Below are 14,748 nucleotides of genomic sequence, written 5' to 3' on the forward strand. Positions count from 1 at the left end.
TCAACGCCATCTGTAGATCCCGACTGTTAGTCGGGATTCCTTGGGGCCTGTAAGGACCTGCATCAACGCCATCTGTAGATCCCGACTGTTAGTCGGGATTCCTTGGGGCCTGTAAGGGCCCGCATCAACGCCATGGGTAGATCCGGCCGCTGGCCGGATGCCGTTGATGCGACCAACGGACGCATCATGTGAAGGCCGCGCGGTGACGAGCGGCCCCCCGCTTCGGCTACCATTCGGCCATGCCGCATACCTCCACGATTCCGCCCGCCCTGCAGGATGGCGACCTGCTCGCCGCCATCGACCTGGGTTCCAACAGTTTCCACATGGTCATTGCGCGTTACACGCTCGGGCAGCTGCGCGTTGTCGACCGTCTGCGCGAAACCGTGCGCATGGCCGACGGCCTGGATGGCAAGGGCGGCCTGTCGGCCGAGGCGCGCCAGCGCGCGCTGGAATGCCTGGCCCGCTTCGGCCAGCGCATCCGCGCCATTCCCCCGGTGCGGGTACGGGCCCTGGCCACCAACACCGTGCGCCAGCTGCGCTCGCCGCAGGCGTTCCTGATGCCGGCCGAGACCGCGCTGGGGCATGCCATCGAAGTGGTCAGCGGACGCGAGGAGGCGCGCCTGATCTACCTGGGCGTGGCCCATGCACAGCCGCCCAAGCCGGACCAGCGCCGGCTGGTGATCGACATCGGTGGCGGCTCCACCGAGTTCATCATCGGCCAGGGCATGCAGACGCTGGAACGCGAAAGCCTCCAGGCCGGCTGCATCGCCAGTACCCGCCGCTTCTTCCCGGGCGGCAAGCTGAGCCGGAAGCGCTGGAAGGATGCGCTGACCGAGATCGGCGCCGAGTTCCAGCAGTTCGCCACCAAGTACCGCATGCTGGGCTGGCATGAAGCGCTGGGCTCGTCGGGCACGCACAAGGCGATCAGCGAGATCTGCGCCAGCATGAAGCTGAGCAAGGGCGCGATCACCGCCGAGGCGTTGCCGCAACTGCGCGACGAGCTGCTCAAGGCCAAGCGCATCGAAGACATCGACCTGCCCGGGCTGTCGGCGGACCGCCGGCCGATCATCGCCGGCGGCATCCTGGTGCTGGAGGCGGCCTTCCAGGCGCTGGGGCTGCAGAAGCTGCTGGTGAGCAAGGCGGCGATGCGCGAGGGCATCCTGTACGACATCCTGGGACGCGCCAGCGAGAACGACCTGCGCGATGAGTCGGTGGAGGCGCTGACCCTGCGCTACGGCATCGATATCGCCCAGGCCACGCGGGTGGAACGCACGGCGATGAACCTGCTGGGCCAGGTCGAGGACAGCTGGACGCTGGACCCGGACGACGCCCGCATGCTGGGCTGGGCGGCACGCCTGCACGAGCTGGGGCTGATGATTGCCCATAGCGGCTACCACGTGCACGGCAGCTACGTGCTGGACAACTCCGACATCGCCGGCTTCTCGCGGCAGGAGCAGCAGCTGCTGGCCGCACTGGTGCGCAGCCACCGCCGCAATGTCTCCAAATCGGCGTTCGACGCGTTGCCCGAGCGACTGCTGCTGCCGGCCCGGCGCATGGCCGCCCTGCTGCGGCTGGCGGTGCTGCTCAACCGCACCCACGAAGACGCCCCGATGCCGGCGCTGGAACTCAGCGCCGACGACACCCAGCTGGCCCTGATCCTGCCGCAGGCCTACATCGATGCCCGCCCGCTGCTGCGCGCCGACCTGATCGGCGAGACCGAGGGCATCGCGGGCCTCGGCATCCAGTTCCGCCCGTTCGTGGCCTGAGCCCGCCCTGCGGGGCGTGGCTCTGGTGGGGCGTCATGTGCCGGTCATGGCCATGTCATGGCCGCTACATCGCCAGCGCCCAGCATGCCTTCAAACCGGAGGCCCGCCATGCGCTATGCCATCGTCACCGAGACATACCCCCCCGAGGTCAACGGCGTCGCCCTGACCGTGCAGGGGTTGGAACAGGGTCTGCGCGCCGCCGGCCACCAGGTCGACCTGGTCCGCCCCCGCCAGGGCGAGGAGACCGACGCCGAGGGTGCGCTGCTGGTGCAGGGTGCCGGACTGCCCCGCTACCCCGGCCTGCGCTTCGGCCTGCCTGCCCCCAAGCGGCTGGCCCGGCAGTGGCAGCAGCACCGCCCGGATGCCATCTACATCGCCACCGAAGGCCCGCTGGGCTGGTCGGCGCTGCGCACCGCGCGGCGGCTCGGCATCCCGGTGGCCACCGGCTTCCACACCCGCTTCGACGAATACCTGCCCGACTACGGCGTGGCCTGGCTGCAGGCCGCCGCGCTGCGCTGGATGCGCCGCTTCCACAACCAGGCCGATGCGACCCTGGTGCCCACCCAGGAGCTGCAGCAGTTCCTCACCGGCCAGGGCTTCGACCGGGTGCGCCTGCTGGCGCGCGCGGTGGACAGCAGCCAGTTCGAACCGCAACGGCGCGACCCCGCGCTGCGTGAGGAATGGGGTATCGATGGCACCGGCTTCGCTGCCATCTACGTCGGTCGCATTGCGGCGGAAAAGAACCTGGCGCTGGCGGTAAAAGCGTTCCGGCGGCTGCAGCAGGTGCGGCCCAAGGCGCGCTTTGTCTGGGTCGGCGATGGTCCGGCGCGCGAGAAACTCGCCCATGAAAACCCGGACTTCATTTTCTGCGGCGTGCAGCGCGGCGACGCGCTGGCCCGCCATTTCGCCAGCGGCGACCTGTTCCTGTTCCCCAGCCGCAGCGAGACCTTCGGCAATGTCACGCTGGAAGCCATGGCCAGCGGGGTGACCACCGTGGCCTTTGATTACGGCGCAGCGCGCGAGCACCTGCGCACCGATGAAACCGGGGTAGCGGTGAACGATGACAACGCCTTCATCGAGGCGGCGGTGCGGCTGGCCGGCGACGACGCCGGGCGCGAACGGATGGGGCGCGATGCAGCGGTGGCGATGAAGCGCCTGCACCCGCAGCAGGTGGTGGCGGAGTTCGATGCGCTGCTGGCCGAGCTGGCACACGCGCGGAGGCCACATGCGGACCACGCCGCTTGATGCCCTGCGCGGGCGCGAGACCCGCTGGTGCCGGCGCGCCAACCACTACTGCCGGCACCGCCGCGTGCGCCGTGCCTTCGCCGTGGTCAGCCGGCTCGGTGACGGCGCGTTCTGGTACGCGCTGATGGGCGCGCTGGTGCTGGTGGACGGCTTCGACGGGCTGCGCGCGTCGCTGCACATGGCCGCTACCGGGCTGATGGCGCTGCTGCTCTACAAGGGCCTGAAGCGCTGGACGCGCCGGCCGCGCCCGTATGCCGCCGACCTGCGCATCCGCGCGTGGGTGGCGCCGCTGGATGAATTCAGTTTCCCCTCCGGGCACACCCTGCACGCGGTGTCGTTCACGATTGTCGCGTTGGCCTACTACCCCTGGCTGGCGCCGATCCTGGTGCCCTTCACGGCCGCGGTGGGCGTATCCCGCGTAGTGCTGGGGCTGCATTACCCCAGCGATGTGCTGGCCGCCACGGCCATCGCCACCGCGCTGGCCGGCGCCAGCCTGCAGTGGTTGCCCTTGCCGGTGTGACAAAGGCAGCCACCCATGGCGTGGCTCTACGGTCGGGCGAGGTCATGACATGCCATGCGTGACAACGTCATGCGCGGGACGATTTACAATGCCCGCATGACCACGCTGTTCATCTCCGATCTGCACCTGGACCCGAGCCGTCCAGCCATTACCGACCTGTTCCTGGCATTCCTGCGCCGCGAGGCGATGCAGGCAGACGCGCTGTACATCCTGGGCGATCTGTTCGAAGCCTGGATCGGCGATGACACGCCCTCGCCCGCCGCCGACGCCGTCGCCGATGCCCTGAAGGCCGTGGCCGACGCCGGGGACCCGGTGTATTTCATCCGTGGCAACCGCGACTTCCTGGTCGGCGATGACTACGCGCGCCGCGCCGGGTTCCGCATCCTTCCCGATCCGAGCGTCATCGACCTGTACGGCACGCCTGTGCTGCTGCAGCACGGCGACCTGCTGTGCACCGACGACGTGGCCTACCAGCAGTTCCGCGCGCAGACCCGAGACCCGGTGTTCCAGGCGCAGTTCCTGGCGCAGCCGCTGGCCGCGCGCATCGCCTTCGCGCAGAAGGCACGCGATGCCAGCCAGGCCCGTCAGTCGGAAATGAAGCAGGGCGACCGCGCCACCTTCGAGACCGTCACCGATGTGGCCCCCGACGAGGTCACCGCCACGTTCGTGCGCTATGGCGTGGACACGATGATCCACGGACACACCCACCGCCCGGCGATTCACGCGCTGCAGGCCGGCGGCCGCGCGTGCACGCGCATCGTGCTGGGCGACTGGTACGAACAGGGCTCGGTGCTGCGCGTCACCGCGCAGGGCTGGACGCTGGATTCGCTGGCGTAACGGCGCGTAGAGCGTACCGACCAACACGGACAGTGCGCGTCCCTACCGGTAGCACACGCAAGGAAGAGCGAAGCCCTTCCTTGCGTCGCTTGCCGACGGCCCGAAGGGTACCCGCCTTACGGCGGGCATACCATTGGTCGTGTGCCCCGGAAACCGTCAGCGGAACGCGGCAATCGCTGCCTTGGTGTTGACCAGCACGCGCTGGTTGTCGGCACTGGCCGCGATGCCCATCGGTACCCCGTTGTAGCTGATGTTGGGGTTGGACCAGAAGTTCAGGCGCGGGCAGCCGGCGGTGCAGTCATAGGCCATGATCGTGCGCCAGCGCGAGCCGGTCGCCGGCTGGTAGCGGTAGCCATGGCCATACGCGTACGGCGAGGTGCTGGAGTCGGTGGAGATGTCATGCCGCGCGCTCTGCAGATGACCGATCTCGTGTGCGAACGAGTAGTAGCCGGTGGCGCAGTCCCAGTACACCGCCGCAAACGCCGTCGATGCAGTGGACCCGATGCCGGACGCCAGGCCGCAGTAGCTTGCGTTGTTGATCAGCAGCACGGCCACGTCGGCCGCGGTGCTGTTGCGGGTGGTGTGGATGGCGTCCATGTAGCCGTCGCTGGTCGAGCGGAAGCGGGTCAGGTCGGTGGTGAAATTGCCCGATTCGGTATACGCGACCGCCTGGTAACCGGCCAGCTGCAGGGTGATGCCGACGTTGCTGTTGGTGTAGCCCTGGTTGGATTCCGCCACGGCCAGCTGTACCAGCGACTGCATGTTGCCGCCATAGGCGCTGACCGCCGCATTGGTGGCGACCACCAGCACACGGATGGTGGCCGGCGATCCTGACGAGGCGGCGGCGATGCCGGCGCGGTCGCTGACCGGCATCTCGATCTTCGGCAGCGCGTTGTAGTCCGCCGGGTGTTCGGCCGGCATGCGCGACTCGTCCACCTGCACCAGCACGTGGCGGCCGTCGCTGAGCGGGCGCAGCCGATACAGCGTGCCGTCCTTGCGGATCGACCCGGTGACCGTGCCGCCGGACTGGACCAGGATCACCGAATTGCCCGGATCCTGCGCGCCGGTCTGGCGGGTCAACTTGGACCCCGCGTTCTGCAGGCTGCCGTACCAGATGCTGCCGCCATCGGGCAGGCTTTCCACGCGCTGCTGCAGCGCCTGTACCGGCGTGCCGAGCAGTTCGAACTCCAGTTGCCGCTGGCCAGCCACTACGGCGGCGGCGTCAACGCGGACTTCCTGCACGGCGGCCGTGGACGGTGCCGACAGCACGGCCTGCGCGGCCGGCTGGCTGGCCGCACTGGCGCGGCTCAGGACCGTTACCGGTTCGAACAGGGGCGCGGCGGCGGCCGTACCCACGGCGGCCAGGAACAACGTGATCGCACCTGCGGTCTTGCTCATCGAACTGGACATCATGTCGCCTCTCTTTGAGTGAACAACGGAAGTGAACGTGTTCGCCCTACTGCCCCTCTCACCAGGCAGCACCATCTGGCGCCAATTGATCGCGTGAATTCAATAGACGCCCCCGATCAAATGTCGGAACTGTGACCCGCAACCGCAGCGGTTCAGCTACGTCGCGCCGGCGTCGGTTTCGCGCTACCTTGAGAGCGCATCGACAGGGGACCCGAGTCCATGGCAGGGCAGCTCACTCCGACCACCACAGCGCCGGTGACGCTGCAGATCGGCCTGTTTTTCGACGGCACGCGCAACAACGCCGACAATCTGATGCACGCCTCGCACCCACCCGGCAGTACCACCCCGGCACCCCGCCCACCGGCACCGGCGGTGCTGGCCGACGACGCCTCGCCCTACCAGAGCCGCCTGACCAGCAGTTACAGCAACGGCCTCACCAACATTGCGCGCCTGCATGCGCTCTACCCCGACCACCGGCAGCAGGTGCCTGACCCGTCCGGGCCGCTCTCGCTGGCGATCTACATCGAAGGTGCCGGTACCCGCACCGGCGAGGACGACGACCTGATGGGCCTGGCCTTCGGCATCGGCCGCACCGGCGTGAAAGCCAAGGTACGTCGGGCGCTGGACGAGCGCCTGCCCGACGCGCTGCGCGCACTGTCGCGGCAGTTTCCGCAGCGGGTGCTGGCGCAGGTGCGGCTGGATCTGTTCGGCTACTCGCGCGGCGCGGCATCGGCGCGCGATGCGGTCAACCGGCTCAACCGCGCCGATGGCCGCGCCTGGCTTCAGGAGCAGCTGCGCCGCACCGGCTGGCAGCTCGGCGCTGCGCTGGGCACGCGACCGGTACGCATGGTCGGGTTGTTGGACACCGTGGTGGCGATCAGTCCCCGGCAACTCGACGAACTGCCCCAGGTGGCACTGGCCGCCGGCTGCGCCGACAAGGTGCTGCAGCTGGTCGCCCGTGATGAACACCGCCACTACTTTCCGCTGACCACGGTGGCACCCACGCACGACGAGATCGCCCTGCCCGGCGTGCACGCCAACATCGGTGGCGGCTACGACCAGCGCATCGAGGGCCCGAAGCTGCTGACCCGTCCCATCGGCCAGCGCCTCCGTGCGCACGCAGTGCCCGACGCCACGGCACCGCCGTTGGCGCTGCTGCGTGCCACCCAGGTGTACACCCGCGCACAGGCCGAGTGCCGGCGGTGGCAGGCCGCGCTTGGTCTGGGCGAGGACACTGTGTGGGTGGATGTATGGCACCGCTGGCAGCAGGTGCGCATTGCCGGCAGTGACAGCGTGCTGCCGCAGTGGGTGCTGTACGCGCATGCCGCCGTGGTGCTGAAGCGCGACATCGACTGGCGCTACCAGCTGGTGGCGCTGCGGATCCTGCACCAGCGCGCGGCAGCGGCAGGGGTGGTGTGGGCGCGGGCGCCGGACGATGATCCGGCGATGGCATTGCCGCCGGACCTGCAATCGATCGCCGCGCGCCTGGTGTCGGGCCAGGCTCTCGATGCATCGCAGGAATTACTGCTGCGTCGGCGCTACCTCATGCAATCAGCACATTGGAATTTCGACGCGCTGGGCGATACCGCGCTGTTGTATGCGGCCGACGAAGCCACACGCGAATTGCCGTACCGGCCGGGCCCGGGGTTGTTTTACATCAACCGGCCTACGGAAGACGGGACGCGGGTAGTGTTACGGAACGTGTAGCGGCGCTTTAGGTTGCGTCGACAGCGTCGTTTGTTTTCATGCGCCATCGCGTGTTGCACCGTTATCGGCAATTAATTGGGATTCAACCCTACCGCGAAGCGGCCCGCTGTTCCCGCGGCAACCGACACACCGTCGAAGGTGGGTCGGGGCGGGTTTGCGGGACTGTAGAAAACATGGGCTCGGCGCATGCGCCGGGCGGGTTGGGCAGGACGCCCAACCCAGGCCTTGCCGTGTACGCAGGATTGCGTACACGAGCAAGTTTTCTACAAGCCTCCATGGGTGAAGGCGTACGCTTACGAGGCACTGCCTCGTGTACGACTGAACGCACAGCCGCCAGCGGCTGGGCCGGACCGCAGAGCGGGATTCACGGCGTGTCCCGCAAACCCGCACCGACCCGCCAAATCACGGACCCACTGACAAAGGGCTGTTAGCCCAAATGCATGAAGCCGGGCAAAGCCCGGCACAACGGCACGGTTATCGCGCCGATTGCGATGCGGGGCCAGTACGCCCGGCCTGCTCGATCAGTTCCGCCAGCTCTTCCTGCTCGAATCCGGCCAGCAGGCGCGCCTCCAGGTTGAACGGGCCATACAGGAAGCCGTTGGCGTATTCCTTCAGCAGCGCCATGAAGCGTGCACGCGGTTCCACCCCGGCGCGTTCGCAATACCACCGGTACCAGCGCGTGCCCGCCGCCACATGCGCCACCTCCTCGCGCAGGATGATCTCCAGCACGTCAGCAGTGGCATGGTCGTTGGCCGACCGCAGCTTGTTGATCATGCCCGGCGTTACATCCAGCCCGCGCGCCTCGAGCACGCGTGGCACCAGCGCCATGCGCGACAACCCGTCGTGCGCCGTCTTCTCGCACATCTCCCACAGCCCGTTGTGCGCCGCGAAATCGCCGTAGGCATGGCCATGCGCCTGCAACCGCGCGTGCAGCAGCTGGAAGTGCCGCGACTCGTCGTCGGCCACGCTGACCCAATCGGCATGGAACGACCCCGGCAGCCCGCGGAAGCGGTACACCGCATCCCAGGCCAGGTCGATGGCGTTGAGTTCGATATGCGCGATGGCGTGGATGAACGCGGCGCGCCCTTCTACATTGCCCAATGCACGACGGGGCACATCGCGCGGGTGCACCAGCTGCAGCTGCGGTGGCCGGCCCGGCATGCGGATCGGCTCCGGCGGCGGTGCATCCGCCCGCACCTTCAACTGCCCCGCGCGGAACTGCGCCGCGTACTGCTGGGTGAGCGCCGCCTTGCGCAGCGGATCGGCTTCGGCCATGCACTGCTGCGCGGCGCGCAACAGGTCACCGGCCGCATCGTCCAGCGGCAGCTGCGCGCTCACCCGCCGTGCCTCAGGCGCGACGCTTGTGCTTGGCGTCGTCCGAACGCAACTGCTGGATGCGCTCGAAGTAGCCCGGCTCGATGCCCGTCGGGTACACACCGTTGAAGCACGACGAATCGAACGACTTCAGCTCCGGGTTGCCCTCGCGCACCGCCGCTTCCATGTCTTCGATGTCCTGGTAGATCAACCAGTCGCAGCCCAGGTGCGCCTCGATCTCTTCCACGCTGCGGTTATGCGCGACCAGCTCTTCGGCGGCCGGCATGTCGATACCGTAGATGTTCGGGTAGCGGACCGGCGGCGCGGCGCTGGCCAGGTACACCTTGCGCGCACCGGCGTCGCGCGCCATCTGCACGATCTGCTGGCTGGTGGTGCCGCGCACGATCGAATCGTCGACCAGCAGCACCACGCGGTTGCGGAACTCCAGGTGGATCGGATTGAGCTTGCGGCGCACCGACTTCACCCGCTCACCCTGCCCCGGCATGATGAAGGTACGGCCGATGTAGCGGTTCTTGATGAAGCCTTCGCGGTACTTCACCCCGAGCACATTGGAGATTTCCAGCGCGGCATCGCGCGAGGTATCCGGGATCGGGATGATGGTGTCGATGTCGTGGTCGGGGCGCAGGCGCAGGATCTTCTCGCCCAGCTTGATGCCCATGCGCATGCGCGCCTTGTGTACCGACACGTTGTCGATCATCGAATCGGGGCGCGCGAAATACACGTACTCGAAGATGCACGGGCTGTGCTCGACCGGCTCGGCGCACACGTCGGAGAACAGCTCGCCGCGCGCCGTGATGACCAGCGCCTCGCCCGGGCGCACGTCGCGCACGCGCTGGAAGCCCAGCACGTCCAGTGCAGCCGATTCGGAGGCCACGATGTACTCGTCGCCTTCGGCGTGGGCACGCTTGCCCAGCACCAGCGGACGGATGCCGTGCGGATCGCGGAAGGCGACCAGGCCCAGGCCCAGCACCACGCTGATCACCGCATAGCCGCCCTTGACGCGGCGGTGCACAGCGGCCACGGCACGGATCGCCGCTTCCGGGGTCAGCTGGCGCTGCGCATCGAGTTCGAAGGCGAACACGTTCAACAGCACTTCGCTGTCCGAATCGGTGTTGACGTTGCGGCGGTCCTGTTCGAACACCTGCTGGCGCAGCGCTTCGGTATTGATGAGGTTGCCGTTGTGGGCCAGCGCGATGCCGTACGGGGAGTTCACGTAGAACGGCTGCGCCTCGTCCATGCCTTCCGAACCGGCGGTCGGGTAGCGCACGTGCGCGATGCCGACGCGGCCTTCCAGCGTGGACATCCGCTTGGCATCGAACACATCGCGGACCAGCCCGTTGGCCTTCTGCACGCGCAGGCGCGTGCCGTCGGCGGTGGCGATGCCTGCCGCGTCCTGGCCGCGATGCTGGAGGACGGTCAGGCCGTCATACAACTGCCCGGCGACGTTCTGGTTGCCGACGATTCCGACGATGCCACACATGGTGCGAATCTCCGCTGGGCTGGGCCCGTTTACTGTGAAGGTGGCCGTGCCTGGCCGGGGGAACCGTTCCGTGCCGGAGCGGTGTCGTCCGGGCGCACGAGCGCCGGGTCGATGTTCTGGGGGGAGCGTTGTCCGGTGCCTTGCGCCCACACGTCGGCGGGGTCCACCGCCTGCTGCGGGGTCTCATCCAGCGGTCGCGGCCATCCGCGTCCACCCAGCAACTGGCCAAGAACGCCATTATCGCCTGTCCGGCCCGGCTTGCCCAACTCCGTGCCCGGCAGTTGCGCCATGTTCACCTCGGGCAGCGCCGTCGGCATGCCCTGCAGGCTGGGCATCTGCTTCAGGTCCGGCATCTGCGGCAGGTCGGGCATGCGCGGCATCTTGGCCTGCATCCAGCCCACGCCGGGGTCCAGCAGGGCGCGCAGGTGCGAGTCGCGCCAGGTCGCCTCACGGGTCACCGGGGTGTAGGACGCCAGCAGCAACAGGGCGCAGCCGATCAGGCCACCGCGGGCCAGGCCCAGGCCGCCGCCCAGTACCCGGTCGGCGCTGTTCATGCTGGTGGAACGCACCGCCTGGCGGATCACCAGGCCCACCGCCCACACCGACACCATCACCAGCAGGAACACGGTGAGGTACCCGGCGAAGAAATGCCCAGTCCCGGGCGCGGCCGGCGCCGACCACCAGCCGGCGGCGCTGCGCCCGAACATCAGCGCGGCCCAGCCCCCCAGCAGCCAGGAAAAGGTGCTGATGACGATACTGACAAAACCGCGCATCACCCCGAGCAGGGTCGAGATCCCGATGACCGCAAGCAGCATGAAATCGATCATGCGCGCCCCTCAGGGGACCGTCCGGCCACGCGGTGCGGGCGCAGGGACCGCATCAGGGATGCGGCCGGACCATGCCGGCCACGCCGACCTTGGACGCAACCTGGGCCTTGAGGTTCTCCGCCTCGGCTCGATTGGCGACCGGGCCGACGCGCACGCGGTTGAGCGTGCCCTTGTCGGTGCGTACCTGCTCCACGAATGCGCTGAACCCGGCCGCGCGGACCTTGTCGCGCAGCGCGTTGGCCTCGGCGGCCTGGCCGAACGCGCCGAGCTGGACGGCGAAGCCCACGCTGCTGGCGGCCGGCGCGGCCGGGACGTCGACCGGCTTGGCCGCGGTGGTCGGGGCCGGCTTGGGCTCGGGCTTCGGTTCGGGCTTCGGTGCGTCCGGCTTCGGCGCCGGCTTGGCGGCTGCCACGGGTTCAGGCGGCAGTGCTTCGGTCTTCACCGGAGCGGCAGCCGATGCGGCGCTGGCGCTGGAGGCGGCCGGCGTCGGGGTGCTGGCGGACGCCGGCGTGGGCGCGGCGGCCACGGCGCTGTCGGCACGCGCGTCCAGGGTCACCACTTCGGCCTTGACGTCGTTGCGCACCTTCACCGCTTCGAGGCGGGCGGCTTCGGCCTGGGCGCGGTCGGCATACGGCCCCACGCGCACGCGCCAGGCCTGGCGGCCATTGATCGTGGCCGACTCGCTGAAGCCGGGCAGCTGAGCCTTCTTCAGGAAGGCAATCACCGCATTGGCGTCGGCCTGGCTGGCGTACGCGCCAAAGCTCACGGCGTAATTGCCGGCCGCCACGGCGGGCGAGGCATCGGCAGCGGCCGGTTCGGTGGGCGCGGCCGCATCCTGCAGCGGCTGGGTGCTGGATACACCGCTCTGCAGGCCGGTGGCGCCGCCGGTCGGCGCAACCAGCGGCAGTTCACGGGTCTGGAACTGGCCGTCGGCCGGTGCGTCAGGTGCGGTGATCGGCACGTTGGCCACGCCGCTGTCGGGGGCAGGACCCTTGACCAGCATGGGCAGGAAAATCACGGCCAACGCCACCAGGACGATGGCACCAATCAGTCGCTGTTTCAGAGGAGTATCCACGGAAGGCAGGCAGGGCGGCGCGGCGGAATGCCACGGCGATTATACGGGCGTGCGCGTGTACCGCGTCGAAGGCGGCTGAACAATGCGGTGCATGAGCCGCATCAGCGGGCGTGATCCAGCCACTGCAACGCCTGCGCGGCGGTGTGGAAGGAGCCGAACACCAGCACACGGTCGCCGGGGTGCGCGGCGGCCAGTGCCTGCTGCAGCGCGGTTTCGACGTCCACGTGCGTGACGGCGTCGGCCGCGGCAGTCCCGGCCAGGCGCGACTGCAATGCCGCCGCGCTCTGTGCGCGCGCACCGTCCAGCCCGGCCAGATGCCAGGCATCGACGCGTTCGGCCAGGGCGTCCACCACGCCAACGGCATCCTTGTCCTGCAGGGCGGCGAACACGGCCAGGGTACGTCCGGGCACCGGTGCGGCCTTCAACGCCGCCGCCAGTTCACGCGCCGCCTGCGGGTTGTGGCCCACATCGACCAGCACTTCCACGCTATCACGATCGAACGCCTGCAGGCGGCCACGGATGCGCGCCTGGGCCACACCGTCGACGATGGCGGCACGCGGCAACGGCGCATCCAGCGCGCGCAGCGCGGCAATCGCCGAGGCGGCATTGCGCAGCTGGATGGGGCCGCGCAGGGCCGGCATCGGCAGTTCGATGCTGAACCCCACGTCGCGCCAGCGCCAGCGCTCCGCGTCCACGGTATCGGCGAAGAAATCACTGCCGCCGCGGATGGCGTTTGCACCGAGGAGATACGCACGTGCCAGCACGCTGGACGGCGGATCGGTCTCGCCCAGGATCACCGGCTTCCAACCGCGGATGATGCCGGCTTTCTCCGCGCCGATTGCTTCGCGGTCGTCGCCCAGCCAGTCGCTGTGGTCGATGTCGACGGTGGTGATCACCGCCACGTCGGCATCGACGATGTTGACCGCGTCCAGGCGCCCGCCCAGCCCGACTTCGAGTACGGCCAGGTCCAACCCGGCGTGCGCGAACAGGTGCAGCGCGGCCAGCGTGCCGTACTCGAAATAGGTGAGCGTGGTGCTGCCGCGCGCGTCTTCGATTGCGTTGAACGCGGCGATGAGGGCATCGTCCGAGGCGTCCTCACCGTCGATGCGCACGCGCTCGTTGTAGCGCAGCAGGTGTGGCGAGGTATACGCGCCGACTTTCCAGCCGGCCGCACGTGCGATCGACTCGATGAAGGCAACCGTGGAACCCTTGCCGTTGGTGCCGCCCACCACGAGGGTGTGCGGCGCGGGTTGCCCCAGGCCCAGTGCCGTGGCGACCGCACGCACGCGGTCCAGCCCCATGTCGATGGTGGCGGGATGCTGCTGCTCGATGTAGGTAAGCCAGTCGGCCAGTGCGTGCGGGCGGGTATTCGTCATGACAATAAATCGTGCTGATGGCGGAACAATGAAACGAGATGGAAGCCGACGGGTAGAGCCGACCGGTAGCGCCGACTGGTAGAGCCGACTGTTAGTCGGCTGCCCCCAACCTACAACGCCCGATGCTTGGCCTCACCAAAGAACGGCGTGTGATGGGCACAATCATTCAGGCGCACCACTTCCAGGCTGTCCAGGTCGGCGCCTTCCAGCAGGTTGAGCGTGGTCGGCGCCTGGCGGAAGGTCCACAGACGCGACAGCGGCAGGCCCAGGATGCGGCACAGGATCACCCGGTTGACCGCGTCATGGGCGACCACGAGCAGCGTGTCGTGTTCACCCAGACCTTCGGTGGCGCGGGCCAGGCCACGCCAGCTGCGGTCCAGCACCAGGCGCAGCGATTCACCGCCGGGCATCAGCACGGTATCGGGCTCCTCGCGCCAGGCCTGCAGGCGGGACGGGTCTTTTTCGTTGATCTCGCTCGCCAGCAGGCCTTCCCACTCGCCGTGGGCGATTTCCTGCAGTTCCGGTTCGGTCAGCAGCATGGGAGCGCGCTCGGCGCCAAGCGCCAGCTGCGCGGTGTATTGGGCGCGTACCAGCGGCGAGGCCACGGCACGGGTGATATCCACCGACTTCAGGCGCTCACCCAAGGCCTGGGCCTGGGCTTCGCCGATGGGCGACAACGGGATATCGATCTGGCCCTGGTAACGGCCTTCGGCATTCCACGGGGTTTCGCCGTGACGGGCAAGCAGGATGCGCATGCGAACTAGAGGTCCTTGGGGAAGAGGAAGACAGTCGCAATCGTTCACATGACGTGAATGATCGGGGGGAACGGCCATCATACCTTGCCAAGCAAACGGTTCTTCTCCCATCTGAGTGGAGCGTCTCATTCCGATTGGCCTGGAAGCTTGGTGCAGGGTCTTCGATCACGTTCATCGCGAGCGTTCAGGGCCCCGCCGCGGCCGGCAGGCCCCAACGAGGTTCGCCTCGCGATGATGGGAGCGTGTCAGTTCGACGGCTGTAGGAGCCGGGGCGCGGTCTTCGACAGATCCATCGCGAGCGTTGAGGGCCCCGCCGCGGCCGGCAGGCCCCTACGCAAATGTCCCCCGGTGTCGGCCTTCGCCGCCCCCTCCTCCTTTACTTTGCCAGGGACCTACCGGCCGCGACGGGGCTCGG

12 protein-coding genes are annotated in these 14,748 nt (G+C 68.5%); 5 read left to right on the forward strand and 7 right to left on the reverse strand.

Annotation, left to right across the window (positions count from 1 at the left end):
* Positions 1–239 precede the first annotated feature (239 nt).
* The 4 genes from ppx to lpxH all read left to right on the forward strand — a co-directional run bounded on the left by ppx (position 240) and on the right by lpxH (position 4,368).
* Positions 240–1,766, forward strand: a complete 1,527-nt coding sequence (ppx, locus tag RT456_RS17725) for an exopolyphosphatase (RefSeq protein ID WP_313348529.1) — start codon at positions 240–242, stop codon at positions 1,764–1,766.
* A gap of 108 nt (positions 1,767–1,874) precedes the next feature.
* Positions 1,875–3,011: a glycosyltransferase family 1 protein gene (locus RT456_RS17730; RefSeq protein WP_313348531.1), complete on the forward strand. Its 1,137-nt coding sequence runs from the start codon at positions 1,875–1,877 to the stop codon at positions 3,009–3,011.
* The gene (locus RT456_RS17735; protein WP_313348533.1) at positions 2,992–3,531 is read left to right on the forward strand and encodes a phosphatase PAP2 family protein; all 540 of its coding nucleotides are present in this window, start codon (positions 2,992–2,994) and stop codon (positions 3,529–3,531) included. Before RT456_RS17730 ends, RT456_RS17735 begins: the two co-directional genes overlap by 20 nt.
* A gap of 96 nt (positions 3,532–3,627) precedes the next feature.
* Positions 3,628–4,368, forward strand: coding sequence for a UDP-2,3-diacylglucosamine diphosphatase (lpxH, locus tag RT456_RS17740; protein ID WP_313348535.1), 741 nt, complete (start codon positions 3,628–3,630; stop codon positions 4,366–4,368).
* A 156-nt stretch (positions 4,369–4,524) separates the two neighbouring features.
* Here the strand turns inward: lpxH and RT456_RS17745 are convergent, their stop codons facing one another.
* Positions 4,525–5,781, reverse strand: a complete 1,257-nt coding sequence (locus RT456_RS17745) for a zinc-dependent metalloprotease (protein ID WP_313348537.1) — start codon at positions 5,779–5,781, stop codon at positions 4,525–4,527.
* Between the two features lie 216 nt (positions 5,782–5,997).
* Here RT456_RS17745 and RT456_RS17750 point away from each other — a divergent pair, with 216 nt between their 5' ends.
* Complete coding sequence (locus RT456_RS17750; protein WP_313348539.1) at positions 5,998–7,485, forward strand: DUF2235 domain-containing protein; 1,488 nt, start codon at positions 5,998–6,000, stop codon at positions 7,483–7,485.
* 474 nt (positions 7,486–7,959) lie between these two features.
* Here RT456_RS17750 and RT456_RS17755 read toward each other — a convergent pair whose 3' ends face one another.
* The 6 genes from RT456_RS17755 to RT456_RS17780 all read right to left on the reverse strand — a co-directional run bounded on the left by RT456_RS17755 (position 7,960) and on the right by RT456_RS17780 (position 14,333).
* Positions 7,960–8,760, reverse strand: coding sequence for a ferritin-like domain-containing protein (locus tag RT456_RS17755; protein ID WP_313348549.1), 801 nt, complete (start codon positions 8,758–8,760; stop codon positions 7,960–7,962).
* A gap of 73 nt (positions 8,761–8,833) precedes the next feature.
* Entirely contained in the window at positions 8,834–10,300 is a 1,467-nt protein-coding gene (gene purF, locus RT456_RS17760; RefSeq protein ID WP_313348540.1) for an amidophosphoribosyltransferase, read from the reverse strand.
* A 29-nt stretch (positions 10,301–10,329) separates the two neighbouring features.
* Positions 10,330–11,127 (reverse strand): CvpA family protein, encoded by a 798-nt coding sequence (locus tag RT456_RS17765; RefSeq protein ID WP_313348541.1) that lies wholly within the window; start codon positions 11,125–11,127, stop codon positions 10,330–10,332.
* A 52-nt stretch (positions 11,128–11,179) separates the two neighbouring features.
* Positions 11,180–12,202 carry an SPOR domain-containing protein gene (locus RT456_RS17770; RefSeq protein ID WP_313348543.1) on the reverse strand — a complete coding sequence of 341 codons (1,023 nt, stop codon included), beginning with the start codon at positions 12,200–12,202 and terminating at the stop codon, positions 11,180–11,182.
* A gap of 101 nt (positions 12,203–12,303) precedes the next feature.
* Positions 12,304–13,578 (reverse strand): bifunctional tetrahydrofolate synthase/dihydrofolate synthase, encoded by a 1,275-nt coding sequence (folC, locus tag RT456_RS17775; protein ID WP_313348545.1) that lies wholly within the window; start codon positions 13,576–13,578, stop codon positions 12,304–12,306.
* A gap of 110 nt (positions 13,579–13,688) precedes the next feature.
* Positions 13,689–14,333: a histidine phosphatase family protein gene (locus RT456_RS17780; protein WP_313348547.1), complete on the reverse strand. Its 645-nt coding sequence runs from the start codon at positions 14,331–14,333 to the stop codon at positions 13,689–13,691.
* Between the last annotated feature and the right edge of the window lie 415 nt (positions 14,334–14,748).

The organism is Stenotrophomonas sp. (assembly GCF_032099025.1).
Classification (GTDB): Bacteria; Pseudomonadota; Gammaproteobacteria; order Xanthomonadales; family Xanthomonadaceae; genus Stenotrophomonas.